The sequence below is a fragment of the Microvirga ossetica genome, from assembly GCF_002741015.1.
GTDB classification, from domain to species: Bacteria; Pseudomonadota; Alphaproteobacteria; order Rhizobiales; family Beijerinckiaceae; genus Microvirga; species Microvirga ossetica.
The window spans coordinates 100,371-125,706 of the sequence record NZ_CP016617.1 but is presented as its reverse complement, the minus strand read 5'-3'; the positions used below and the strand labels follow the sequence as shown (position 1 = coordinate 125,706).

At 59.9% G+C, this 25,336-nt stretch carries 23 protein-coding genes and 5 pseudogenes; 6 read left to right on the top strand and 22 right to left on the bottom strand.

The features are described 5' to 3' along the window. The first annotated feature begins 55 nt into the window (after positions 1-55). A complete protein-coding gene (gene tnpA / locus BB934_RS28360) occupies positions 56-433 on the top strand; it encodes an IS66-like element accessory protein TnpA (RefSeq protein ID WP_237050457.1) in 378 nt (125 codons plus the stop codon). Beyond that, positions 430-672, top strand: a complete 243-nt coding sequence (tnpB, locus tag BB934_RS51045; protein ID WP_157934368.1) for an IS66 family insertion sequence element accessory protein TnpB — start codon at positions 430-432, stop codon at positions 670-672. Before tnpA ends, tnpB (BB934_RS51045) begins: the two co-directional genes overlap by 4 nt. On the opposite strand, the gene BB934_RS28350 is transcribed toward tnpB (BB934_RS51045), so the two are convergent. The 3 genes from BB934_RS28350 to BB934_RS28340 are packed head-to-tail and all read right to left on the bottom strand — an operon-like array spanning position 629 to position 3,779. Beyond that, a complete protein-coding gene (locus tag BB934_RS28350) occupies positions 629-1,630 on the bottom strand; it encodes a tyrosine-type recombinase/integrase (protein WP_099513344.1) in 1,002 nt (333 codons plus the stop codon). The two genes, tnpB (BB934_RS51045) and BB934_RS28350, sit on opposite strands and share 44 nt — an antisense overlap. Then, the gene (locus BB934_RS28345) at positions 1,627-2,559 is read right to left on the bottom strand and encodes a tyrosine-type recombinase/integrase (RefSeq protein WP_099513343.1); all 933 of its coding nucleotides are present in this window, start codon (positions 2,557-2,559) and stop codon (positions 1,627-1,629) included. Before BB934_RS28345 ends, BB934_RS28350 begins: the two co-directional genes overlap by 4 nt. After that, a complete protein-coding gene (locus tag BB934_RS28340) occupies positions 2,559-3,779 on the bottom strand; it encodes a site-specific integrase (RefSeq protein WP_099513342.1) in 1,221 nt (406 codons plus the stop codon). Before BB934_RS28340 ends, BB934_RS28345 begins: the two co-directional genes overlap by 1 nt. A 146-nt stretch (positions 3,780-3,925) precedes the next feature. Between BB934_RS28340 and tnpB (BB934_RS49405) the strand changes: the two genes are divergently transcribed. Further along, on the top strand, positions 3,926-4,180 hold the full coding sequence (gene tnpB / locus BB934_RS49405; protein ID WP_418294781.1) for an IS66 family insertion sequence element accessory protein TnpB: 255 nt from the start codon (positions 3,926-3,928) through the stop codon (positions 4,178-4,180). Positions 4,181-4,244: 64 nt separating this feature from the next. Continuing rightward, positions 4,245-5,621 (top strand): annotated as a pseudogene (gene tnpC, locus BB934_RS28330) (IS66 family transposase); the annotation flags it as partial. A 36-nt stretch (positions 5,622-5,657) separates the two neighbouring features. On the opposite strand, the gene BB934_RS28325 reads toward tnpC (BB934_RS28330), so the two are convergent. The 18 genes and pseudogenes from BB934_RS28325 to BB934_RS28235 form a co-directional block, all read right to left on the bottom strand. Beyond that, positions 5,658-7,730 carry a recombinase family protein gene (locus BB934_RS28325; RefSeq protein ID WP_099513340.1) on the bottom strand — a complete coding sequence of 691 codons (2,073 nt, stop codon included), beginning with the start codon at positions 7,728-7,730 and terminating at the stop codon, positions 5,658-5,660. Beyond that, positions 7,717-7,896, bottom strand: a complete 180-nt coding sequence (locus BB934_RS28320; RefSeq protein WP_099513339.1) for a hypothetical protein — start codon at positions 7,894-7,896, stop codon at positions 7,717-7,719. Before BB934_RS28320 ends, BB934_RS28325 begins: the two co-directional genes overlap by 14 nt. 305 nt (positions 7,897-8,201) lie before the next feature. Further along, positions 8,202-9,596 (bottom strand): annotated as a pseudogene (tnpC, locus tag BB934_RS28315) (IS66 family transposase); the annotation flags it as partial. Between the two features lie 75 nt (positions 9,597-9,671). Further along, positions 9,672-10,016, bottom strand: coding sequence for an IS66 family insertion sequence element accessory protein TnpB (gene tnpB, locus BB934_RS28310; protein ID WP_099513338.1), 345 nt, complete (start codon positions 10,014-10,016; stop codon positions 9,672-9,674). Beyond that, positions 10,013-10,294 carry a transposase gene (locus tag BB934_RS28305; protein ID WP_237050456.1) on the bottom strand — a complete coding sequence of 94 codons (282 nt, stop codon included), beginning with the start codon at positions 10,292-10,294 and terminating at the stop codon, positions 10,013-10,015. Before BB934_RS28305 ends, tnpB (BB934_RS28310) begins: the two co-directional genes overlap by 4 nt. A 203-nt stretch (positions 10,295-10,497) precedes the next feature. Further along, positions 10,498-11,450, bottom strand: a pseudogene (locus BB934_RS28295) (IS630 family transposase); the annotation flags it as partial. Positions 11,451-11,689: 239 nt separating this feature from the next. Next, positions 11,690-12,595: a glycosyltransferase family 2 protein gene (locus tag BB934_RS28290; RefSeq protein ID WP_099513334.1), complete on the bottom strand. Its 906-nt coding sequence runs from the start codon at positions 12,593-12,595 to the stop codon at positions 11,690-11,692. A 240-nt stretch (positions 12,596-12,835) separates the two neighbouring features. Beyond that, positions 12,836-13,462 (bottom strand): annotated as a pseudogene (locus BB934_RS28285) (IS3 family transposase); the annotation flags it as partial. Continuing rightward, positions 13,380-13,844, bottom strand: a complete 465-nt coding sequence (locus BB934_RS28280) for a helix-turn-helix domain-containing protein (protein ID WP_237050455.1) — start codon at positions 13,842-13,844, stop codon at positions 13,380-13,382. The pseudogene BB934_RS28285 and the gene BB934_RS28280, both read right to left, overlap by 83 nt. Positions 13,845-14,001: 157 nt before the next feature. Continuing rightward, the gene (locus BB934_RS28275; protein WP_099513333.1) at positions 14,002-14,922 is read right to left on the bottom strand and encodes a glycosyltransferase family 2 protein; all 921 of its coding nucleotides are present in this window, start codon (positions 14,920-14,922) and stop codon (positions 14,002-14,004) included. 429 nt (positions 14,923-15,351) lie between these two features. Continuing rightward, complete coding sequence (locus tag BB934_RS51040) at positions 15,352-15,927, bottom strand: glycosyltransferase (RefSeq protein WP_099513332.1); 576 nt, start codon at positions 15,925-15,927, stop codon at positions 15,352-15,354. Further along, positions 15,873-16,358, bottom strand: a complete 486-nt coding sequence (locus tag BB934_RS28265) for a glycosyltransferase family protein (protein ID WP_237050454.1) — start codon at positions 16,356-16,358, stop codon at positions 15,873-15,875. The genes BB934_RS51040 and BB934_RS28265 overlap by 55 nt, the downstream gene beginning before the upstream one ends. A 339-nt stretch (positions 16,359-16,697) precedes the next feature. Continuing rightward, on the bottom strand, positions 16,698-17,861 hold the full coding sequence (locus BB934_RS28260) for a DegT/DnrJ/EryC1/StrS family aminotransferase (RefSeq protein ID WP_099513331.1): 1,164 nt from the start codon (positions 17,859-17,861) through the stop codon (positions 16,698-16,700). Next, a complete protein-coding gene (locus tag BB934_RS28255) occupies positions 17,861-18,862 on the bottom strand; it encodes an SDR family NAD(P)-dependent oxidoreductase (RefSeq protein WP_099513330.1) in 1,002 nt (333 codons plus the stop codon). The genes BB934_RS28260 and BB934_RS28255 overlap by 1 nt, the downstream gene beginning before the upstream one ends. A gap of 70 nt (positions 18,863-18,932) precedes the next feature. Next, a complete protein-coding gene (locus BB934_RS28250) occupies positions 18,933-20,048 on the bottom strand; it encodes a DegT/DnrJ/EryC1/StrS family aminotransferase (protein ID WP_099513329.1) in 1,116 nt (371 codons plus the stop codon). Then, a complete protein-coding gene (locus tag BB934_RS28245; protein ID WP_099513328.1) occupies positions 20,045-21,094 on the bottom strand; it encodes a Gfo/Idh/MocA family protein in 1,050 nt (349 codons plus the stop codon). Before BB934_RS28245 ends, BB934_RS28250 begins: the two co-directional genes overlap by 4 nt. A 2-nt stretch (positions 21,095-21,096) precedes the next feature. Continuing rightward, positions 21,097-21,603, bottom strand: coding sequence for an acyltransferase (locus tag BB934_RS28240; RefSeq protein WP_099513327.1), 507 nt, complete (start codon positions 21,601-21,603; stop codon positions 21,097-21,099). 495 nt (positions 21,604-22,098) lie between these two features. Beyond that, a complete protein-coding gene (locus tag BB934_RS28235; protein WP_173909537.1) occupies positions 22,099-22,695 on the bottom strand; it encodes a sugar transferase in 597 nt (198 codons plus the stop codon). Between the two features lie 588 nt (positions 22,696-23,283). Here BB934_RS28235 and BB934_RS28230 point away from each other — a divergent pair. Beyond that, positions 23,284-23,751 (top strand): hypothetical protein, encoded by a 468-nt coding sequence (locus BB934_RS28230; RefSeq protein WP_099513326.1) that lies wholly within the window; start codon positions 23,284-23,286, stop codon positions 23,749-23,751. 12 nt (positions 23,752-23,763) lie between these two features. On the opposite strand, the pseudogene BB934_RS28225 reads toward BB934_RS28230, so the two are convergent. Continuing rightward, positions 23,764-24,736, bottom strand: a pseudogene (locus BB934_RS28225) (IS630 family transposase). A gap of 131 nt (positions 24,737-24,867) precedes the next feature. Here BB934_RS28225 and BB934_RS28220 point away from each other — a divergent pair. After that, positions 24,868-25,332: a transposase gene (locus tag BB934_RS28220; protein ID WP_237050453.1), complete on the top strand. Its 465-nt coding sequence runs from the start codon at positions 24,868-24,870 to the stop codon at positions 25,330-25,332. Positions 25,333-25,336: the final 4 nt, after the last annotated feature.

Genomic DNA, 25,336 nt, shown 5'->3' with positions numbered 1-25,336 from the left:
ACGATGTAAATTCCCGTCGTTAACGACGTCGTTATTGACGTCATCAAGGACGTGGATGATGCGGCAAGAGATCCTGACTGGCATAGAGCGGCGTCGGCGCTGGTCGACCGAAGAGAAGTCGCAGATTTTAAGCGAAGTCGGCGTGGAGGGCGCGACGGTGTCGGATGTGGCGCGGCGGCACGCCATCACGCGCCAGCATTTCTATCAGTGGCGCCGAGAGACGCGGGACAAGCGCATGGTCCCGGTCGAGGAGACCCGGTTTCTGCCTGTGGAGCTTGCCGCAGCGCCGCCGCAAGGCGGGACCTCCAATGCTTTTCCAGCAAACGAGCGCCATGTGGAGATCGGGCTGCGCAACGGGCGGATCGTGCGCGCCGCAGCGGATTTGCCGGAGAACCTGCTCATGCGCGCCATCCGGATTGCGGAGAGCGCATGATCGGACCGGGAGTGGGTGTTCGGGTCTACCTTGCCTGTGGGGTGACCGACATGCGCCGCGGCATCACCGGCCTTGCCGCCCTGGCTCAGGAGGTTCTGCATCAGAACCCGGCCTTATGTGTCGTGAGAGATTATGTGACGGCGGCAGAGCCGATGGCGGCATCCCAGCATTTTGCGGCTCCCAGCCGCCACATAATTATAGGCTCTCAAGCAGTTGAAGCACCGCGTCCTTTGCCTTGAACCGGGCGGGGTGCTTGCCCGGGATGGCGGCGTGGTCGAGACCGCGGCGCATCATCTCGACATCGGCGGCCGCATAGCGATGTGTCGTCGCGACCTGGGCATGACCGAGCCAGGCCTGGATCGTGAGCAGGTCGACACCCGATTGCAGCAGCGTCATGGCGAGGGTGTGGCGCAGAACATGGGGCGACACGACCTTGCATGCTAACCCCGGCTGCGTGACCGCGGCTACCGCGCGCCGGACGACGTGCGTCACACCGAACCGAGTCATTCGCTCACCACGGGCGCCGCGGAATATCGGATCCCGCGAATCATGGTTGAGGCCATGTTCGGCGATCAAGGCTCTGAGGGCTTGAGCGAGATCGGCCGAGACTGGCACAACACGTTCCCTGCGCCCCTTGCCGCGCAGAAGCACCTGGGGCCTGGTCCGGTCGAGCTGGACATCGTCGACATTGACGCCCGTTGCTTCGGTTACCCGGGCGCCGGTGCGACCGAGAAACAGCAGCAAGGTTCGATCGCGGCGGCCCCGTACGGTCCGTTGATCAGGCGCCGCGATGAGCGCATCCAGCTCCGTGCGCGTGAGGTGATGGGTGATCTCGGTGTGCGCTTTCTTCAGCGGGATGGCGAGGATCCTATGGGCGATGCCAAGCGAGGCGGGGTCGTTGGCGGCGACGTGCTGGAAGAAGGATCGCACCGCCGCCAGCCGCGCATTGCGCGTCTGGACCTTGTTCCCGCGCGAGACCTCCAGGTGATCGAGGAAGGCAAGGATGGTGTCGCGATCCAAGTCGCCGATGGTGAGATCGCATGGCGTACATCCGGTCCTATCGGCGGCAAACAGGATCAGCATGCGAAGGGCATCCCGATAACTGGCGATCGTTGCTGGCGTGGCATTGCGCTGCTTGGCCATGCGATGGCGGAAGAAGGACTCCAGCAGCGACGGAAAGGAGAAGCGGCCGGTCATGGCGTCTCTCCCCAGGCCAAGGCCCGTTCGGCGGCCATGGCCAAAAGATCGGCGTCCGCGGTGACGTAATAGGCGGTGTCGCTGTAGTGGCCATGGCCGAGATAGGTCGCGAGCAGCGGCAGCATCGCTCGCGCATCGGCGCCTTGCTGGTGCCAGTTCGCCAGCCGCCTGACCGCGAAACGGTGACGCAGGTCGTGGAGACGCACCGGCTTGCCGCGATCGAGGCCGGCGAGGGAGCGCGCCGCGCCGAAGGCGGCGTTCAGACCGGACTTCGACAATCGCGTCCCACGCGAGCTGACGAAGAATGCTGGCATGTCCGGCATTGGAAAGGCCCCATCCCGGAGTCTTGCATAGTCGCGCAGGACCGCCAGCGTCGAAGGATGGACAGGAACCAGGCGATCCTTGCGGAACTTGGTCCTTCGAATGTGGAGAATCCCCTGAGCCAGATCGGCATCACCGCGATCGAGGCGCAACGCCTCGCCGGACCGCATGCCGGTGCTGGCGAGCAGGCCGACGAGCGGCGTCAGGAACCGGGCGCGCTCGGGATAATCGGGCGACACCGCGCGGCATGCCGCCATGAGCCGTGAGAGTTCCTCGTCGGTGAGGATCCTGGGTGGCGGGATGGCTCGGTTCCTGGGAAAGGCCTTGGGGTCAAGCGCGTCGGTGCGCGGATCGAAGATGGCGAGATACTCGCTGAATCTGCGAACCACGCCGTAGCGAACGGCCCGTCCATTCGCCGTGCCCGCCCAGGAGCCTATGAAGCCGAGCACCGTTTGGCGGCAGAGTGGACCATCGAGCTGTTCGCCATCGACATAGGCGACGAGCGCGCGCAGGATCGTGGCCTGCTTGCTGAGCGAGAAGCCGAGCGAGCGTCGAAGCGCGACATAGGCCTCGACATGCTTGCTGAGTCTGCTGGAGAATGTGCTCATCACGCGTCTCCGGGAAAAGGAAGGGCGACTTCGGCGAGTTGCGACACCGCGACCTTCACGTAGATGGCGGTCGTATCGATGCTGCGATGGCCGAGCAGGTCGGCGATCTCGTTGATCGGTCGTCGCCGGTTGACAAGATGGGTCGCCAAGCTATGCCGGATGAGATGGGCGCCGATGGGACCGTTTAGCACGATGCCGGCGCGCTGCAGTGCGGAGCGGACGATGCGGGAGATGTTGGTGCTGCAGTCGATCGGGCGCACGGGCGGGAGGTGCACCAGGAACACGCGACGGCTGCGGCAATCGGGCCGGGCCCGCAAGACATAATCGGCGAGCGCTTCGCCCGCCTCCTGCGTGAGGGGCACGCTCCGATCGCGCCTCGCCTTGGTGCGGCGTATCCGAACCTGCGCATCGCGCCACCGAATATCCTCGAGGACGAGTGAGCGAAGTTCCTTGTTGCGGATGCCGGTCGTGGCCAGCAACAGGAGGATAGCCCGATCGCGACTGCCGGTAGGGGTCGCAGGGTCGATGGCGTCGATCGCCTTCCTGATATCCTCCCAACCCAGTTGCCGCGGCAAATGCGCGAGACGGTAGCATGGCGTGCGCGGCACGAACCGCGCAAGGTCCAGGTCATTGAGGTTGGCCCAGTGCAGGAACCTCAGAAACCGGCGCATATAGGACCCGGTCGCTGCCCGCGTGTTATCCATGGACGACAGGCCCATGAGGTGACCGGTGAGCGCCAGCACATGTATGCCGGTCATGGCCGAGAGCGGCTCGCTGGCGTGATGCCGCTCCCACCAGGCAAGCAGCCGCCGCGCGAGGAGCATCTGACCCTCCCGCGTCTTCACTGCCAGACCGCGCACCTCACGCAGGTAGCTGGAATAGCCTGTCAGCAGGGCCTCATGTGGATGGGGCTCGTGACGGCCAATCTCGAAGCGGTGAGGAACAATCCTCCGGGCTAGGGCGATCGCGGTGCGTGCGGCGACACGTGAGGTTTTGGTCGGACAACCGGCGACAAAGCCATCGATCAGGGCTTGGGTGATCGGCTTTGCGCGTGATACGACTCCACCGAACCGTCCCAATCGGCCGAGGTAGATCTTCGCTGAAGTGCGCTGATAGCCGCTCTCGAAAAGATGGGTTGCGATGCAATCGAGCTCGTCACCCAGGCCGCCGCCTCTCAAGCGATGCAGGACCCTCGGATACTTGAAGTAGCGTTCCAGCATGTGCGTTCTCCATGCGAGCGCGGATAGCCCAACGCCCACTGGAGAAATGGCTCAGATTATGTAGCGGCCAGGAACCGCAATGCGCTGGAACTCCACCGTCAGCGATCCCGCCGCCACATCATCTCTCACGACACATAAGAACGGATATGTGGCGCGCCACATATCCGCATTCCGGCGCGGTGTTCGCCTTTCGGGGGCGCAGAAGGGAGCGGATCAAACTGCTGATGTGGGACGGCCAGGGATTTTGCCTTTACTACAAGGTTCTCGAGAAAGGCCGTTTCCCATGGCCATCGCCGGCGGACGGGACCGCGCGGCTGACCTCGGCGCAGTTGGCGATGTTGTGGGAAGGCATCGATTGGCGCCGGCCGGCATGGACCGCGCCACCGGCGCGCGTCGTGTAGATTATCCTTTTGATATCGCTTCAGAATACTGTCTTCGACAGGCGGCTTGCGGTAGATTTTGAGCATGGTAGCCGCGCTCGATTCGCTCCCTGATGATCCCTTGGCGCTGAAGGCGATCATCCTCTCGCAACGGGAGGAGATCACGCGCCTTTCCGCGACCGAGAAAGCCCTGGAAGCGCTCGTACAGACGTTGAAGATCCGCATCGCACGGCTGCAAAAGCAGAAGTTTGGACGCAGCTCCGAGAAGATCGAGCGCGAGATCGAACAGCTTCAACTCGCGCTTGAAGATCTCGAACTGGCGATCGCCGTGGCCCATCCGGTACTTGAGACGGAACCGACGAGCGAAGGCACACCTGCGTCGACAACACGACGGCGGGGTCAGCCGCGGGTTTCCGACGCGACGCCGCGCGAGCGGATCGTGCTCGACCCCGGCGAATGCTGCCCCGCCTGCGGAGGCTCTCTGCGCCTGCTTGGAGAAGACGTCTCCACTCTCCTCGATTTTGTCGCAGCAAAGCTCAAGCTCGTGGAGACGGCGCGCCTGAAGAAGTCGTGCCGGTGTTGCGAGACGATCGTGCAGCCGCCCGCGCCGACGCGTCCGACCCGCCGCGGCATGGCCGGGCCGAACCTGCTTGCCCATATCCTGGTCTCGAAGTTCGATGATCACTTGCCGTTGTACCGGCAGGGCGAGATCCTCGCCCGCCACGGCGCCGACATTCCACGCTCGACCCTGATTGACTGGTGCGGCCAGGCCGTCGCCACGCTGAGGCCGTTGAGCGCTCGGATCAAACGCCATGTCATGAACTCCGACCACCTGCATGGCGACGATACCCCGATCCGGGTGCTTGACCCGTCGCAGCGCAAGGGCGGCAAGGAGCGCGGAGTCAAGGAAGGCCGGATCTGGGCCTATGTCCGGGACGATCGGCCCTGGGCCGGCCGCGGTCCGCCCGGCGCCGCGTACTGGTTCTCGCCCGACCGCTAGGGCGAGCGTCCGCAGCGCCACCTTGCCACCTTCACCGGCATCCTGCAGGCGGATGGCTATTCCGGCTTCAAGGAACTCTACAAGCGTGATGCCACGGGAACGGCCCGCGTGCGCGAGGCGGCCTGCTGGGCGCATCTGCGCCGGGATTTCCACGATGTCTGGAAGGGGACGAACTCTCCGATCGCCCGGGAGGCACTCGATTGGATCGGCGCGCTCTACGACATCGAGCGGACGATCACGGGAGCCTCGGCCAAGCAGCGTGTCGCGGTGCGTCAGAGGGACAGTCGACCGCGCGTCGAGGCCTTCAAGGCCTGGTGCGAGGCTCAGCTCCGGCGCATTCCCGGCAAGGGCGAGCTCGCCAAGGCGATGCGCTATGCGCTCAATCGCTGGCCTGCCTTCACGCTGTTTCTGGAGGACGGCAGGATGCCGATCGACAACAATCTACTGGAGCGCGACATCCGGATCTTTGTGAAGCAGGTTTCATTGTGCACTCCATATTCAAGTGTCTGTAAACATTGGAAGCGTACCCGCATCAGCAGCGCGACACGGGCGGCCCTTCCGGGCCATCGCAGCTTTGATCGGCTCTGACGCCAGATCGTCGGCTCGGATTTGATACGGTGCACCGGGGACAACCTGAACAGCCGGAAGCACGCCCGTTTTGATGAGGCGACGTATCGCGTGGTTTGTAACGCCTAACGCCATTGCCGCCTCGGTCATGGTCAGCCATTCGCCGTCTTTCTCCGCGGATCGATAGGCGTGGATTCCGCGAACGCGCCGAACGGAAGAGACGCGGTGCGCCGTCCAGGTTTTACCTTGGCCGGTAGGCAAGCCCATCCGATTGAGCGACGCGGCAATATGCTCGTCAGACCAGCGGCCGGCCATGCTGCGCATGACTGCCAGCGCATCTTCCGCTGTCGCGCAGCCGTGTTCGCCGGTTCGCGGCTTGCGAACACGCAGTTCTGAGTGCTGGCCGCCCCGCCAATGGATCGTGAGCACGACATCACGAACCGTATCGTCGACATCGACAATGATGTCTGCGATCAACGTCCGGAGCAGTTGCTGACGGGCACGCATCGTCACATCAGGAGTGTTCCAGGCCGCTGACAGGTTTTCCGCCATGTTGGCGAAAGCGCCTTGATCAACCTCAATGGTCGATGGGGTTCCGGCGGGCTGGCGCGCCTCCAGATCTTGCACGCGGCGTAAGGCAATTTCCCAGTTTCTCTCCAACTGCGCAGCGATCAAACGATTGTCGGGATCACAGGCAGCATAGCGGCGCTCAGCAAGACCGGCCTCGTAGCGGGCCTGCTTAAGCTCCAGATCGAGGATCTGGCGTTGATCATCTTGTCGTTCCCGGTGCATTCGCTCCGCCTCGAACGCGGCCTCAATCGCCAAGGGTTCTACCGCGCGCAACAGTTCACGCGCAACAGCCGCGTCCACCCTGGGGCCACCGAAGGTCATGCACCGGGGCAAGCCCATCATCAGGTTGGGCTTGTCGCAGCGATAGACAGGTCGACTTTGCGGATTACCGGTATAGGCCACGCTCAGTCGCCGCCCGCACCGTCCACACGTCATAACGCCTGACAGCAGTGCCTTGCCGCCACGGCCGGATTTTACCCCGTCGGCGCGACCATAGTTGTTGAGCGCCAACTGCTTCTGGTTTCGCTCGTATTCCTCCCAGCTGACGTACCCTTCGTGATGATCCTTGATGAACACTTCCCAGGTCCCGACCGGCTTGCCGTGGCCGTAGCTCCGGCGGGCCCTCCCATCGACAATAGAGGTCCGCTTTTCGCTTTTCCCGTAAACGTACACGCCCGCGTAAAAGGGGTTCTTGAGCACGCCGATCACGTTGCGATAGCGGATCGGCAACCAGGTAAAGCTGGTCATGCGGCCCTCATCCGAAGGCCGTGGGAAGTGGATCTGATCAGCCGTCATCGACAATAACACCTGTCGCGCGCTGCCGAGTTCGCGGAAGCGGGCGAAGATGAGCCGGATCACCTCCTGCAAGCGCAGATCAGGGTCGAGCCCCAGACCTGCTTCGCGGTGCCAGATGTAACCGAACGGTACTGACAAGCGCAGCTCGCCCCGACGCGCTTTCGACTTGGCGGCCTCGAGCATCCGTGTCCTGAGCACGCCGAGCTCAAACTCGCTGATGCTGCCTTTCATACCCAAAACCAGGCGATCGTTGGGCTGGCAGGGGTTGTACACGCCGTCATGGTCGATGACGCGGGCTTCGACAAGTCCGCACAACTCCAGCAGATGATGCCAGTCACGGCCATTGCGCGCGAGCCGCGATGCATCCAGGCACAACACAGCGCCGACCTTGCCCGCGCACAACCATGCAACCAGGCGATCGAAGCCCGGGCGCGCCACCGTCCCGCTCGCCGATCGGCCCAGATCATCGTCGATGACCTCAATGTCGGCGAAGCCGTGCTGGCGTGCAAGATCGACGAGATCATATTGGCGCCGCTGGCTCTCCAGATTGGTCATGACCTGGGATTGCGTCGACTGGCGCACATAGACGACGGCCTTGCGCCTCAGCAGCACCGTCGGGATCAGATCAGACTTCGTCATCGCCCAACTCCTCGACGACGAGGCCGGCGGCCTGCATCAGGATTTGGGCAAGAAGCAGTACTGTCTTCGCCCGCTCCGCGTCGCGCATCCCGTCCAATCTGCGGGGTTCGAATATCAGGCTCATCTGCCTGCCCGCGATCGGAGCTGACACGTTGTTCTGTTTCATCGACTTCCTCCCATGCGAATCTGATTGCGCTCGGGGAGTTTGGGGAAGCAGCGGTCGGCATGACCAGTCTCTTCAGATCGGACAACGCTGCGAGATCAATCTGTGGCGGGCCAATTCTCATCTTGGCGCAAGCGATGGGATCTAACATCCAGCCCGGAATCGAGACGACAATGCCAGATGGGCCTTCCACCTGGAGAAACCGGCCAGTCGCCCGCTCCTCGACCCGCCGCACGCTGACCTTTCGGCCAAAGTAGGGATGCCAACGATAATGAACCTCACGCTCTTCGCCGACATGGGCAGAATGAACGGGCGATGGTCTGAGGCCGGATCGCGCGTTCGACCGTGTTGGAGTCCAACTCGACGCGTCCGTCCGACAGGAACCGCTCCAGAGAGGCACGGCGCGTCAGAGCATAGCGGATCGCCTCGGCCAGCTTCGACTTGCGCGACAGCTTTGGCAGGTCTTTCTCCCACAGCTTGAACAGCGTGCTCACGACAGCAGCCGATTCCGCCTGGCGAGCCTTCATGCGCGTCATCGCAGCCTTGCCACGGACGCTGTCCTCCAGAGCCCAGAGCGCCGCCATCTGCTCCAGCGTCTGCCCGGCCACGATGGAGGCATCCGAGACGTGCAGCTCGTAAAATTTCCTTCGCACGTGAGACCAGCAGGCGGCCAACTGCACGCCTTCATTGACTCCCTCAGGCCGGGCGAGACGATGATAGGCCGTATAGCCATCCACCTGCAGAACGCCGCGATAGCCTTCGAGATGACGGGCCACGCAGTCGCCGGCCCGGCTGTCCTCGAAGCGATAGACCACGATCGGCGGATCGCTGCCGCCAAACGGCCGATCATCGCGCACATAGGCCCACAAGTATGCGGTCTTGGCCTTGCCTGCCCCGGGCGCCAGGGTCGGCAGGGTTGTCTCATCGGCAAAAATCCGCTCGCCCTGCTTGATCCGCGCCAGGGCATACTCGGCCAGAGGCGCGAGCTCAAACCCGACCTTGCCCATCCACTGCGCCATCTGCGAGCGCTCAATGAGAACCTTGTCGCGGGCGTAGATCGCCTCCTGACGGTACAGCGGCAGGCCATCGGCGTATTTCGCTACGGCGATCTGGGCCAGCAGCGCCTCGGTGGGGATACCGCTGGCGATGATCCGCGCCGGAGCTGCCGCTTGGATGACGCCGTCGCGGCCCTTGTAGACATACTTGGGCCGGCGCGTGACGATGACCCGGAACTGCGCCGGCGTTACATCCAGCCGCTCGCAGACATCCTCGCCGATCCGGACCCGCTCCAGCCCTTCGCAGCCCGGAGGATCGTCCGGCTCGATCACCACCTCGACCCGTTCAAGATGCGGCGCGAAGCCTTTGCGCGGGCGCGGCGGCCGCTTGGTCGTTGCGGGCCCCGCCGCTTTTTCCCTTTCGGCCTCCAGGGCGGCCACGCCGGTCTCGATCTCGTCGAGCGCGAGGGCATACTGGTCGTCCGTCAGCCGATCCTTGCCGAGCCTCTCGGACCGGGTGCCATAGCGCGCCCGCTCGAGCATCTTGACGATCGCCATCAGCCGCGCGATCCGCTCCTCGGCGCCTTGGTTCACCTGCTCGAGATGGGCATTGCGCTGTTCCAGAAGCGCCGTCTTCTCGGTGATAGTGCGCACCATCGCCTTGAGCGCGTCGACATCATCGGGAAGGGTGGAATCATGGGCCGTCATTGCGTCCATCAGAGCATGGCGGGCCAGCCAGTCGAAGCGCTTCCCCAGCTCTGAATCATCATGCCGCAGGGACAACTATCCGATCGACTGAGGGGCCCTGACAGTCACGGCGTGCACCCGCTTCCAATCCATGCCGTCGACCAGGGCGAGGAGCTGAGCATGATTGAGTTGAACCCGATGAGGGCCGATCCGCGGCCAGCAGAAATGCGCCTTCTCCAACCTCTTGCTGTAAAGCACTACGCCCGTGCCGTCCCACCAGACGATTTTGACGCGATCCGCCCGCTTGGCCCGGAAGACGTAAAGAGCCCCACTGAAGGGATCAGATCCGGCCTCGCGCACCAGCGCCAGAAGCCCGTCCGGTCCTTTGCGGAAGTCCACCGGGTGGCTGGCCAGGAACACCTTCACGCCGGCCGGGATCATGCCTGACGCACCGCTCGAAGGATTTTGACCAGGTGGTTCTGATCAATATCCGCACCAACGCGAACCACCACGTCCGCGACAACAATCTCAATCATCGAGGAGGATGTCGGCGTGACTTCAACGAATCCGAGCCGCTGCTCATGGGACTCGCCTTGGACAACACCAGCCTGCATCGCCTTGCGGCGCCAGCCGAACAGTTGTGCTGGCGAGATCCCAGCCTGGCGCGCGATGGCCGACACATTGGCCCCAGGCTTCAGGGTCTCCTCGATCAGAGCCATCTTGGCCTGAGTTGACCAACGCCGGCGCGCCTGCGCAGGTCCAACGTCCAGGCGACTGGGAACAGCCTCCAGGACATGGAAGCTTCTATCCTCAGGCATAGGCGCAGACATAGTAACTGACACTGAAAGCTCCTTGCTTCTGTGTCAGTAAAGATCAGCCATCGCATCATGCCGCGCCAGATGCGATCAGCTTACCGCTTACAGTTCTCCCGCAGATACTGCCAGATGTTCTCGACCGGGTTCAGCTCAGGCGCTTTCGCCGGCAGCGGCAGAAGCGTGATGTTGGACGGCACCTTCAGCTTGCGCGAGACGTGCCAGCCAGCCTGATCGAGCAGCAGCACCGCATGAGCTCCTGGAGCCACTGCATGCGAGATCTCGGTCAGATGCAGCGCCATGGCTTCGGTGGTGCAACGCGGCAGCACGAGGCCGGCTGCTTTTCCTTGAGCCGGACAGATCGCGCCGAAGATGTACGTCGAGGCGGTTCGCAGATCCCGCGGCGCCGACGGGCGCGTGCCGCGCCGGGCCCAACGCCGGGTGATCTTGTTCTTCTGGCCGATCCGCGCCTCATCGGCAAACCAGATCTCGAGCGGCTTGCCATCGGCCTCGTTGGAGGCGATTTCCGCCACTCGCGCGGGAAACTCTTTTTAAAAACCGCCTCCGCGGCATCGCTCTTGGCATGATGGCGCGGGCGGGCCGCGAGCTTGCGATAGCCGAGCATCCGCAGCTCACGGCCCAGCGTCGTCTCGCTCACTCCGATCCGGAACTCGTCCCGGACCCACTGCACCAGATCCTTCAGCCGCCAACGCACCACGCCATGGGCGGCTGGAATAGGGCCCTGCTCCACCAGGGCCAGCAAGGCCTCGCGGTGGCAGGCCTGGAGCTTGCAGGCATTGCCTGGCGCGTTGCCATCGACCAGGGCTTCGGGCCCATGGGCGTTGAACCGCATCACCCAGTCCCGCACCGTCTGCAGCCCGACACCACCAACCCGTGCCGCCTTGGTCCGTGAGCCGCCCTCATAGATCTCGGCCAGCGCCAGAAGCCGCCGGCTTTGTCCTGCGTTGCGGGTGACCCTGGCCAAAGCCCGAAGCTGGGCTGCATCATAGTCCGTGCGAAGCTCGATCCCTGGGCGCATGGCGGATCTCCTGGTCACCACCATGGAGTCAGACCCGCGCTAGTTTGGAAACCCCGAATGAGTCAGCCTTCGCGTCGACTGGTATTATGACATCGATCACAATCAAGCTTGTCACACAAAATCTCCTGCTCAGAGCGCAGAACCAAGTGTCAATCTCGTGCAGTCGCCTTCGACCGGAACGGTGCATCGCTCGAATGAGACCTAATTAGTTAGAGCAGCACTTGAGTGCATCGGGTTCGGAACTGCTCTAGCATCCATGGGCATTAACGTGGCGGTTTAACTGGAACGAGGGCCGCGCGGAAAACGGCTCGATAGGAGGGGCCTAGCACGTATCGCATTGCAGCTCCTACCAGAATGGCTAATCGGAACACTGCGGTTGCTAATGTCCCATGGTGGCGCCGAAAATAGCGAATTCGATTGCTTACCAGCAGTGCGTAAAGCCTTGGGTTTTTTTGGTAGTCTCCGCCGATGTGCGTAACCTTAGCTTTGTGAGAATACGCGACAGTCAGACCACATTCCCGCACTCTTTGGAGGTAATCGACTTCTTCACTGTAGAGAAAGAATGACTCGTCCCACCTACCGACGATGCGGCGGGCCTGTGGCGTAACGAGCAAGGCTGCCCCCGTTGCCCAGTCGATTAATCCATCCTGCCTATAGACCCGCAGATCACCAATCGTTTCGCTGGTCCCCAGGCGGGCTGAGTATCTTCCCCCTAGCAGAGCGTCTGTCCAAGCCGTCGCGATCGAAGGCTCACGGCGCAGAGACAGGGCAACAGTCCCATCTTCGTTTAGTATCTGCGGAACAGCGACGCCGACCTTAGGATCAGCCGCGCGTTCGAGCAGGATCCATGCCGCTCCGGGCCGTAAGCGAATATCGGGATTCAGAATCAACACGGCGCGATCCTGAGGGATGACTGTCTCCGCAGCGTTGATGCCGGCTGCGTAGCCGGCATTGCGCCCCATATCGATGACTTTCGGGCTTATTGGATGGGCAAGCGCAATATCGGTGCTTTGATCGCTGGATGCATTATCCACAACCACTACCTCGAATTTAGAGACACCGTCGAGACCTGTCGGCAAGGAGTCGAGTAGGCCCCGTAGAACCTCAGCGCTGTTATACGTGACGACTACAACCGATATGGAGGGACAAGGGTTCAAATTGGGTGTCATGGCGTAAGCCCGATAGCCTGTCTGGAGCGAACCTTCAGTTTACGTGAATCGATTGGAAGTTCCAGCCCCATTCTGCACTACCGCCTTGCAGGTAGAGGTGGATTCGGCTCACGGGCCAAAATGTTCGTCTCGGTGCTGGGTCAACGTCGTTGCCTCACCGCCGTGCGGAGCAGGCGGTCCAGTCGCGCGAGCACCCCCGCAACTGGATTTGCTTCGGTTTAGTGGAGAGCGGTTTTGCACCTATCCGGCCAGCCTTTCGAACTGAACCGGACTGACATAGTCCAGTGTCGAATGACGCCGGACGGGATTGTAGAAGCCGTCGATGTAACGACCAATCGCCTTCTTGGCCTCGGCCCTCGTCTGGAAGACGGTGCGCCAGACCAGTTCGGACTTCAAGGTCTTGAAGAAGGTCTCGACCACGGCATTGTCGAAGCAATTGCCTTTCCCGGACATGGAGATCTGGATGCCGTGTTTCCTCAACTCGGCCTGATAAGCTGTCGAGCAATATTGACTGCCGCGATCGGCATGATGGATCAGGCCCGCTGATGGCCGCCGGATCGCCACAGCCTTGCGCAGCGCCTCCAGCGCCAGCTCCTTGTGGAGGCTGTCACTGACCGCCCAGCCGACCACCCGCCGGGCGAAGAGATCGAGGACCACGGCCAGGGAGAGCCAGCCCTCACCCGTCCACACGGACGAAATATCCGCGTTCCATTTCTGGTTCGGGCGCTCGGCCGAGAAGTCCTGCTCGAGCAGGTTGGGCGCGATCGGAAAGGTGTGGTGGCTGTCAGTGGTGCGCTTGAAGCGACGCTTCTGCCGGGCCTTGAGCCCATTCTCGCGCATCAGTCGGGCCGTCCGACGGCGCCCAATCGACCCGCTCGCCGAACCAGGTCTCGTGCTTGCGCCAGCGCAGGCCCTCGTGGAGCAGGATCTCGTCAATGCGACTGCGCTGGATCGCGATGCCTTTCTGCTCGTGCAGATAGGCGGCCAGCCGATCAAGCGTCCAGGCGGCAAACGGCAGCCCGAGCGTCTGAGGCTTGCTCAACGCGGTGGCGATCACGGCGGCGGTTTGCTCGGCCGAATACGTCGGCGGGCGACCCGAGCGCTGTCTGTCCTTGAGAGCGTCCAGTCCTTCTGGATTGAAGCGGTGGATGCGCTTGCGCACAGTCTCGCCATCCAGCCCAGCCCGGGCTGCAATCGCAGAGGCGCTCTCGACGAAACTGGCCCGCCAGATGATTTGCGCACGTTGCACACATTGGGCTGGAGCCGTGTGGGAGTGAGCCAAGGCGCTCGACGGTCGCGCGTTCTTCAGCGGTTAAATCCCGCAAGCACATCGGTACCGTGGGCCACCTCCGCCAGTAGGGCAGACAAGGCCGTCATTACACCCCGCAACCTACCGGATGCACCACTTAGTCCCGATTCCAGCCTTCGGCTATTCGTGTGGGATCGCCCCTTCTTATCAAGTCAAGCATTCGCTGTGCGCGATAAAGACGGATGCGGGTGAGGCAGGTCCATGCAAGCCAGCATTCCCGGAAACCGGTAACCCGGTCCGAGCGAATGATCGAGGGGACTTCTGCGAGCGGTGAGATTGCTATGGCGAAGCTACGTGCCAACCATTTGGCACGACTACTGGGATGAGCTCCAATCTCTTGGAACTCATGGGCAACTAGACGATCCCAGCGGCGCGCGAGTTCTGCGAAGGACTTGCACGGAGGAGTGAAAACGCGGACCTGCGATACGTAGGCGATGCGAAAACCCAGTGCTGTTGCCCGCAGTCCCCAATCGTTGTCCTCTCGAATCGCTATTCCACCGAAGGGACCCACGGCTTCGAAGGCTCTTCTTCGAACGGCCATGTTGCCGGTTGCAGCAAAATGGTCCCGCTTGACATAACGCTGTACCTGATAGCTGAAGATATTCTCGTAGGCCTCTGTCTCAGTCGGAGGACCAGACGAAGTAGGTGCAACCCGGATGTCGCCACCGAGACAATGTACATCACGGTGAGCATCGAAGAATTCAACGATGCCACGAATCCATCCGTCATCGGCAATGCAATCAGCATCGATAAAGGCTAGAATCTCCGCGCGCGCTACTTCAGCGCCGCGGTTCCGGGCTGGACCAGGACCGGGGATGAGTTCCCGTTCAAGTTTGACGCCCGCGCAGATCTCCTCAGGCAGTTCTCGAGAGCCGTTGTCGACCACAATGATCTCGAAGTTGAAGCCGTCTGCTTTCTGCGCGTCCAGCGCTCTGAGGCACCGGCGCAGGTCGTCCGGCTCGTTCAGATGAGGGATAATTACGCTGACCAGCGGGTCACGACTAATAAACGCCTGCATAGTCAACCTCTCCCGATGTTGTAGCAACGAGAAACTATAACTGCGAGTGCAGCACTCGAAGTCTGCTGTATTTTGATGTAATTGCATCCCGCATCAAGGGTTACGCATTAGGAGCAGCGGCGCAATGGGGTACAAATCCAAATTTGATCGCCACTTCTCGGAAGCGAGTAAGCCTGCCGGTGGTCGTCTGTCCCCGGTCGGGTCAGGTCGTTGCCAGTGCCCTCGTGGCCCTGAAAGGCACTCCAACTTGTCGAAGTAAATCAAGCTTCTTAATTGGAACGGTAACGCGACTAAAGTGCTTCATGCTGCGAGCACTTTCTTGGTGCTTCGAGCAGTTCGAATAATCCCGACGCTATCATCGTCTCGAACGCAGCACCTTTCTTCACTACGTTGAAAATGGGACTTAAGCCGAATGTCCTAGATAGACATCTAGCTTCGCAATAGAAATCCCCGCCACCCCGATCTTTGAGGAGCGCTGGCTATAAACTGCCGAATGCGCTCCGTCATTTCCAGGGGTGCCGCGTTCGAGATACTCCACTTTTCACTTGCAGCAGCGGTAGTGGCCTTCGCAATCATCGAATCGAGATCATTCTCTGCCCTGCAGACGAAAATACCTGGCCTGTCCTTCAGCCAATTCGCCGTATGCAGCTGGTGATCGGTCGTATGCTCCGCGAGGGCGGCTCGGCGTGGGAGTAAAACAATGGGGCGACCGTTTTCGACTGCTGTGATTATTGTTCCCATCCCGGCATGCGCCACAATAACTGAGGCGTCCTTGACTCTCGCTCGGAACTCGCCAGGGGAGATCTTTGAAACCCACTCCATGTGCTTTGGCTCATACTCGCTGCCTCCCACTTGAGCAATAACTTTCTCATTTGGATGCAGGTAAGCCCAATTGTCCATGGTTCGGGTTAGGCGGTCAAAAGGAAATAATGAGCCGACGGTGACAAAGATCAAAGCACTGCCCCCCAGTATTCCGGCCCGTCGGTTCGCGCAAGCTGCGGCCATTGTGTCAGCCAAGCGTCTGAGAACTTGCGCGCCAAAGCACCCGATGTGGACAAGTGCTCGCAGTTGGCAATGCTATCGATCCATATCGTCCTTGAGCGGAAGACTAACTTTGCGAGGGCGAGCGCAATCAGGGCTGGCGCGGCTCCTGTAGTAACGACCACTTCCGGGCGCTCCCTAAGAAGGATGAGGAAGAGCTGAGCAACGAGAACAGGCAGCGCAAATTTGTCACGCCGTGTCGCGTTACAAACAATGTACAACCGTTGGCCTGGAACATCCTCAGCATAGATCGGGTCAACGCTTGCATAAACGACGTCGCAGTCGCAAAAGGCTGCCCTGAGACGGCACAGCTGAACCCAATGCCCTCCCCCGGAGGAAATTGCCAGAATCTTTCGCCGCACTTTTTCCGGTCCCATGACTTTTTCCGGTCCCATGTTCGCTCTCAATCAAGCTTCATATTCTTTTCAGTCTTGCCTCCCCGGCGACGTTCGTCGATTATGATGGAGAGGTACTGCAAGCGGATTAATCTAGCCCATTCCTGAAATTGATTCTCGCGGCCGCCACACGGCGCTCCTTTATGTGATCCGGCCGTCCGACGTTTCCATCCATTGCGCACCTCCTCACGATGATCGACACTGCCCGATGTTACACCACCTTCGTGACGATTGTTAGGTTGTAACAAAGCCTGACTCAAACTTGTTGCTTTGAACCTGGCACATTTCTCAATTGGGACCTGCCACAGGCTGACTTCGTTGCTCCCGACGGCGCTCGAGCTAAATAGATCCGCTCTGCTCCAGGCAATTCGACAAGGCGTCTTTCAGTGCTGAAACGACGTGCCGCTGTTCATCATCCGTCATGGAATGGAAGAGAGGCAGGAGAATGCAGCGGTCCCTAGCTCTTTCGGACTCGGGCAGTGGAAAGCGTAGCTCTAGATCTGCATAAGCTCGTTCGAGGTGAACACACATAATGCCTCGCCGTGTTGCGATACCCTGGTCGAGCATTTGCTGCATCAGTGCGACTTGATTGGCACCGTCCGGAAGACGGACACAGTAGCTCTGCCAGTTCGTACGGGCCCAGGTCGGCTCGGCTGGCGGGGTAACACCTGGAACCTCGGCGAGCATACGCTTGTAAACAGTTGCAAGTTCGCGTCTCCGGGCAACGATGGCATCAAGTCTTTTGAGTTGCACCCGTCCAATAGCCCCTTGCACATCCGTCAGGCGGTAGTTGAAGCCAGCAATAGGATACTCCTCGATAACAACGATTGAACTGTTGTGGCGGACCGTATCCGGAACGCTCATCCCATGCTGTCGCCCGAGTCGGAAGATCCGGTCGAACTCCGGGTCTGACGTCGTCAGCACTCCTCCATCGCCGACGGTTAAGAGTTTGCGAGGGTGGAGTGAGAAACAGGCCACATCACCATGCGGATATCCAATCCGCTGCCACACTCCACCGATTTGGATCTCCGAGCCAATGGCACAGGCAGCATCCTCTATCACCTTAAGACCATACGCCCGCGCAATCGGCAGGATACGCTCCATGTCACACGGCATCCCCATCTGGTGGATGCACATAATAGCTTTTGTTCTCGAAGTTATAGCTGGCGCAATCTTGTCTGGATCCATTGTGAAGGTCACTGGATCGATATCGATGAAGACCGGAATACCTCCACATTGGCGAACCGCATTTGCCGAGGCAATAAACGTGTGGCTGGCCATGATGACTTCAGCGCCGGGACCGACACCTATTGCCATGAGTGCCAAGTGAAGAGCTACCGTGCAATTGGCCACAGCGCAAGCGTGGTCGGCTTCGACAGAAGCCGCAAACTCCGACTCGAAGGCCAAGATTTGAGGGCCTTGCGTCAGCCATCCCGAGAGCACGACAGACGCGGCCGCATCAGCCTCCTCCTTCCCTATGAGTGGAGAAGCGATCGGGATCATCAGGCGACACCTTTCTCGAGGCCGTTCATGGCTTCTGAACGCCACCACTCCACCAGCTCAAACATGCCATCCTCGAGGGCGAACTTAGGCGCAAAGCCAATGATCTGCCGCGCAGCACTCGGGTCACATAAGCGGCGTGGAACTGGGTTGACGGCGCGTTCAGGTTCATGAATAGGTTCAAGCCCTTCGTGCTTCATTGCCTTTGCCAAGAGGCGAGAGAGGTCCAGAAGGGACGTTTCGCTTCCTGTGCCGACGTTGAGAGCAATATCCGTTGCGTCGGAGGTCGCAGCCAAGACGTTCGCGCGAGCCACATCTTTCACATGGATCAGATCCATGGTCTGCAGGCCGTCTCCGAAAATAATGGGCGGGAGCCCACCGTTCAGCCGCTCCATCCACCGAATCATAACCTCAGTATAGCGCCCATGGATATCCATTCGAGGTCCGAAGACGTTGAAGTATCGGAGCGCTACATAGTCCAGGCCATACATATCGTTGAAAGAACGAAGTAAGCCCTCACCGAATGCCTTGGCTGCGCCATACAGAGTTCTGTTAGCGAAAGGATGTTGACGTTCAGTGGTTGGAAACTCATCAGCCATCCCATAAACGGATGCAGACGATGCCATGACAATCTTACGCACCTTTTCGCTGACGCACAGCTCCAGAAGGTCGAATGTGGCGTCTACCATCACTTCCATCGCGGCCCGTGGCTCAGCTGCGCAATGAGTGATGCGCAGCGCGGCTTGGTGGAACACAGTATCGGTCCCTTCCACGAGCGACTTCATCAGGGCTCTGTCTCGAATGTCCCCTTCTACGATGTGCACCGACCCTCTGGCTATGGCCTCTAACAGATTCTCGGCTCTGCCCCGGACCATGTTGTCGACCACAACAACCTCGCTGCAGCCTGACTGAACTAGTAAATCGACAATGTGCGACCCAACAAAACCTGCACCGCCCGTCACTAGGACTCTTTTGCCGGTCAGGATGTTTACCGAGGATTCCATTAGTGTCTCCAAAAGGCACCGGGCGAAAACGGACACAGGCGTAACGCCATCAGTCTAAGCATCCTAAAGATCAGGCTGCCTCGACGATGCGGCCTTCGGTAGCACGAGAGAGTGCATCAGCAACATCAATCACTTGCTGCTGCGTCATCTCAGGATAGATCGGGAGCGAGAGGAATCGCTCGGCTAAGCGCTCGGATACGGGAAACCCGCCAGGGGTCGTTGATATCGATGCGTAGGCAGGCTGCATATGAACCGGCCTCGGGTAATGGATGCCCGTCGCGACGCCGGAAGCATTGAGGATCTCGCGGATTTTGTCGCGCCCTTCGACGCAGACCGAGTAGACATGATAAACGTGATCCCGCCCGCACAGACCGGGTCTTTCCACGCCGGTTTCCACCAACAAGCTCTCGTACGACGCTGCAATCCTTTGCCTAGCCTCCGTCCACGCCGGCAAGAATTGAAGCTTAACTCCCAGAACCGCAGCCTGCAGCGTGTCCATACGGTAGTTGAAGCCGCGCAGGATGTGGTTGTATTTGCCCTGCTGCCCCCAGTCACGGAGGCAGCGAAGTAACGCGGCAATCTCCGAGTCGCTCGTGACAACGGCGCCGCCCTCCCCGCACGCCCCTAGGTTCTTGCCTGGATAGAAGCTGAAACATCCCATAGTCCCGAAGGTGCCCGCCCTCCGGCCATCCCGCTCCGCACCATGCGCCTGAGCCGCGTCCTCGATAATCATGATGCCATGGCGATTGGCAATAGCGCAGATCGCTTCCATGTCTGCCAAGCGTCCGTGCAGATGGACCGGCAGCACTGCACGGGTCTGTGGTGTGATCGCGGCCTCAAAGGCCTCTGGATCCATTGTGAATGTCTTCGGATCGACATCTACAAAGACCGGAGTTGCTCCAGTAAAAACAATGGCAGCGGCAGTGGCGACGAATGTCAGCGGTACTGTAATTACCTCGTCGCCCGGGCCAACCCCAGCCGCTAAGAGCGCCAGATGAAGTGCTGAAGTTCCGGTATTGAGCGCAACGGCCTCGCCAGCGCCGCAATACGCAGCGAAGTCCCGTTCAAACGTCCTGACTGGATCGCCAAGCACATAATCGCCGCTTCTCAAAACGTCGAGGACAGCGCGTTCGAGTGGACCCTGCACTGTTTGGTATTGAGCCTTAATATCAAGAAAAGGGATCATGATGCTTCCTTCAGAGCTAGATTTTCCACGGGATGACCACGACGCCGTAGGGACTGCGTTGCACCCTCAAGCATCGAAACAACTCGCAACCCGGACATGCCATCCGTTATGGGCTTGATCTCTTTGTTCTCGATGCATTGCAGGAAATACTCTATCTCGGTGAGTAGCGCCTCCTTGACAGGCAACTGGGGCGTCCAAATGTCGCCCATGCGGTAGTTAAGTAGCATACTATGGATCTCTTCTGGCTTTCCGGTGACCTCTACCTCTGAGCCGTGATACACACCACGGTCGTACACCTTCACCTTCTCGCTGGGCTCTACATCGTCGTAAACGATCATTCGACGGCTACCACCTATAAGCGTCCTGCGAATCTTTACAGGGGCGAGCCAGTTGACGTTGAGATGTGCCGTCGCTCCGCCCTCGAGGTAGAGCGTAATATGCGCCATGTTCTCGGGGCTGCCGTGAATGTGTCCAGCTCCTGTGGCCGAGACCGCAACAGGTCGCGCATCGAGCGTGTAATCGAGGATCGCGAGATCATGGACAGCTAGGTCCCAGATCACGTTCACATCGGATTGGAAGAGGCCGAGATTGATGCGTGTCGAGTCGTAGTAGTAGACATCGCCGACTTGGCCGCTCGTGATCAGTTCCCTTATCTTCCGCACGGCACCCGTATAGACGAATGTGTGATCGACCATTAGAACGAGGCCACGCCTGTCTGCTTCTTCGATCAGGATACGTGCTTCATGCGATGAGGAGGTCATCGGTTTCTCGATGAGCACATGCTTGCCGGCCTGCAACGCCGCAAGGGCAATGTCGAAATGAGAGTGGGTCGGTGTCGCGACGATGACCGCATCAACTCTTCGATCTACGATCAGCGCGGCCCAACTCTCTTCGATGGCCACAGAAGGGTAGCGTGACAGCGCGCGCTTTCTAGCCGCCGGTGAAAAATCTGCAATTGATGCGAGGTAGCATCCTTCCGCTTCTGTCGCACAGCGCGCGAGGTTCGGGCCCCAATATCCATATCCGATAACGCCGATCCCAATCATCTCTAAATCCTTGTCAACTTTTCGGGCTTCGGGTCGGTTGAACCGCGTACATCGGCGATGACGCGAGCGGGTACACCGGCTACGACGGCGTAATCGGGCACGTCACGCGTAACTACGGCGCCGCATCCGACGATTGAGTGTCGCCCAATTGTCACGCCGCAGCGGATTGTCACATTCGATCCTATGGAGGCTCCCTGTCTCACGAGAGTTGGTATGAGTTCCCAATCATGATCGGACTGCATTTCTCCGGCACTATTTACGGCCCGCGGGTAAATGTCGTTCGTGAACATGACTCCATGCGCAATCATAACTTCATCTTCGATGGTGACACCTTCACAAATGAAGGAATGAGAGGAGATTTTGCAGCGCGCCCCGATTTTGCTGTTCTTCTGGATTTCAACAAAGGGGCCTATTCTTGTACCGGAGCCTATGCTGCATCCATAGAGATTTACAAGATCCGGATGAGAGATGACAACACCATCGCTCGTTGTAACATTATTGACGGGCATTCTTCCCACCCAATATTCATTCGATCTCAAGCTAACTCGCTCGTGCGTCGGTTAAAGTGTTCATTCGGCTTACCCCTTCGTCGGACTATTGGTTTGTCTCACCACGAGGCCACCGGCATTTCTAATGAAAGCTCATTTTTTGCGTGAAATACCGGTGCTGCGGTACCGTGGCTGACATCGTTGTTGCTACCCATTAAATGCAGGCGGCTTACAGCCTTACACCTCCTCCAATTCGTGCCGGGCAACCCCAAGCTTTCTTTCCAGCAAGTACATCGCTGTTGACGAAAGACATTGCGCCGATTACGGATAAATCGCCGATGCTTCAATTGCTCAAGCATCGTTGAACCTTCTATCATAATATGCCAGTCGGAAAATGATCGGGAGCTTTATGGAAAGCTATTCGCATAGCAGACTTGAGGGCGGGTTGGATTAGTAGTTGATCTTAGCTATCACAACACCGCTGAGAGTAAGTAATGCCGTTATTGAACGGTGCAATTAGCAGCCACTGCCCGATAGGAACTCACATTGGACTGTTTTGATGAGAATCTTAAGATCTAGCAGCAGCGACCAGTGATCTATATATTCGAGGTCTGCAGCGATACGTGCTTCAGCAGCAGCCGGGTTATCTGTGCCGCCACGTAACCCATTGACCTGGGCGAGCCCTGTGATTCCAGGTAGCACCCGAAGGCGCTCGAAGTAGCCCGGCACGAGCTCCTCGTACAGCACGCCCCCTGCGAGCATCCCAGGAACATGGGGGCGTGGCCCAACGAGTGACATATCTCCTCGCAATACATTCAACAGCTGGGGCAACTCATCGAGACTAGACTTGCGCAAGATGCGCCCAACAGGTGTTATCCTGCCATCCCCTTGGGAAGGCTGCCGTACACCAGACTGATCGCATGAGCTCAGATACATCGTGCGGAACTTCACGATTTCGAACCTGTGCTTGTTCAGGCCATAGCGATGCTGCCGGAACAAAACTGGTCCTGTTGAAGTGATTTTGATGGCAGCCGCAATCAGAAGCAGGATCGGAGAAAGCAAAACAAGCAAGACGAACGCCGCTGAAACGTCAAGACAACGTTTTAACGCCAAGTTTAACTTCGGATTTACATGGTGTTGCCCTGGAATCAGGTCTTCGGTCGTGACATCGACCCTATGTGGATGCAACCTCCTGCTACGGCTCGAACTAAGATACCCGATATAGGTGCCCTTCGGCCAATCATTAGGGTACGATATAGAGCGTGAGCCTTGTTCGTTGTGCACTTGCGCTCTCCAAATGGATTTCAGGAACGCGAAAAGAGTTAACCGCTTTATTTACGGTAAAGCCAAAACTTTACGCAGCAAGAGACGCCCGAATCAAATTTGTTATCCACGTTCAGAACTTGGAGCAGAAACGGCCAAAGGCAAAGAACCGTTAAATAAATTTCTTTATCTATTCCGCGGTAGCATGTCGTGCTACTCGCTGGTATAGTACCTCGAAAAGGGTATACACGGCACTTACTATCTACTGTGAAGCAGCCTGAGCCATGCAGCCGGGCCATTTGCGCCGGTGCCTGCTGGTAGGTGCCCGATGTTCAGTACAAGAGAGCGTCCTCCGACCAGCACCGATGTTGCTCTCCTACTCACGAAACTGGAGTAAGAGGCTGTTGGCTTGGCAACCCGCACGAGGAGAGCGCCGCGATGGTGCGGCGGCGGGTGAACGGGGTGCTGGGTGCGATGCAGCGCTATCGAAGCGCGGCCGGGACGCTGGCCGGTGCGATCGATCATGTCCAGAAGGTCGCGCGCAGCTATCGCCCTGGGTTGTTCCACACCTATGCGGTGCCGGACCTACCGCGCACCAACAACGATCTTGAACAGCTGTTCGGCTCCCAGCGCTATCACGAGCGGCGTGCGACCGGCCGCAAGACGGCAGCCCCCGGTGCGGTTCTGCGCGGCTCGGTCCGGCTGCTCGCCGCCACCGCGACCCGCGTGCACGCGCCCACGGCACGGGATCTCGGCGCCGCGAACCGGGAGCACTGGAGGAGCTTGCGCCAGAGTCTGGAAAGAGGCCGCCGCGCGCGGACGCTGCGCACCCGCTTTCGCCACGATCCTGCCGCCTACCTGGCGGCTCTCGAACAGCAGGCCTGTCAGTTAACTTCGCTGTCCTAGAGCATCGGCTGTTCAGACGAATCCATAACCTGCGGCAGTGAAATAGTTGCGGCATTCCTCAGCCTCGACCAGATCGCAGATAGTCCCAATGGCTCGCCAGAGCGCGTCAAAGGTGCGGGCTTCGGCTTTGCGCAGGTGCGCCTTGATCTTAGCGAAGAGTTGCTCAATTGGGTTAAAATCCGGACTGTACGGGGCAGGAACAGGAACCAGGCGCCGCATTGCTTCAGACACTGCGCGGCTTTCTCACTCTTGTGCGCCGGCAGGTTGTCGAGGATCACCACGTCGCCCTTGGACAGCGTCGGAGCAAGCTGGGTCTCCACATAAGTCTCAAAGATCTGACGGGTCATCGGCCCATCGATCACCCAAGGCGCCGTCAGACCATAGCAACGGAGCCCAGCCACAAAGGTCTGGGTCAGCCAGTGGCCGAATGGCGCCCTTGCATACAGGCGCTGCCCTTTCAGACAGCGGCCACGCAAGCGCGTCATCTTGGTGGAGGTGCCGGTCTCATCGAGAAACACGAGCCGGTGCGGCTCCTGGCGCATGCGCGGCTGGCGTTTCGTGTGCCAATGCTCGCGGGCTTGGCGCACGTCGGAGCGTCCTTCCTCATCCTGAGCTTGTCGAAGGATCGCTGGCCCGCAAAGTTTTTTTTGACGCTATAGCCGTGGCGGATGAACCAGCGCGCGATGGAAGCCGGCGTGATCTTGGTGCCCAAGGCCAGCAGTTCGGCCGCGAGCTGGGGCATGGTAATGTCGTTCCTCTCGGCCACGCGACGGATCAGGAAGTCGCGATGCGGGTCGAGCTTGGAGTAGCGCCAGCCGCCCTCTGGTTTGGGCGCCAGGCTGCCGGTGGCCCGATACGCCGCCATGAGCCGCACCACAAACGCGACCGACACCTCAAAATGGCGGGCGGCCTCATGGCAGGAATGCCCCGCCTCAACAAAGCGCACCACCCGTTGCCGCAGATCCAGCGAGTAGGACTTGGTCATCGCTCATCTCCTCTAAAGAGGGCCGAGATAAGGGAATCACAAAGCCGTCACGCCGCATAGCCTCCGATTCATTCAGAACCGCCGATGCTCTAGAAAAAACGCTGCGGGCCAGCGGACAAGAACACTCCGACGTGCGGCAGGCGCGCGAGCACTGGCATACCAAGCGCTTGATGGACGGACCGCGCGGCTATAAGGGCAGCACGACGATCAAGTGTTGCAAGCGCCATCTGCTCGGAGATACGCAAGGCACGCTGCTGAAGACCAAAGTCTATCCGGCTGACATCCACGACCGTGCAGGGGGTCGAGCTTGTATTGTCAGGCCTGTAGCATCTCTTTCCGGCGATCGAGCGAATGTGGGCCGATACCGCTTATCGTGGCCCGAGGATTGGCTGCGCCGAGCCCTCGGCCGGAAGCTGTCCATCCCGCGACACTGGTGGATCGGCGGCGTCTGGATGCGGGTCGACGCGGAGCCGCCGACGAGATCAAGTGGCTTTCAGGTGCTCGCGCGAAGATGGATTGTTGAACGACTGATCGTCTGGCTCACCACCAGTCGGCGGCTCGCCAAGGACTACGAACGTCTGCTTGAGACCGGCTAACACA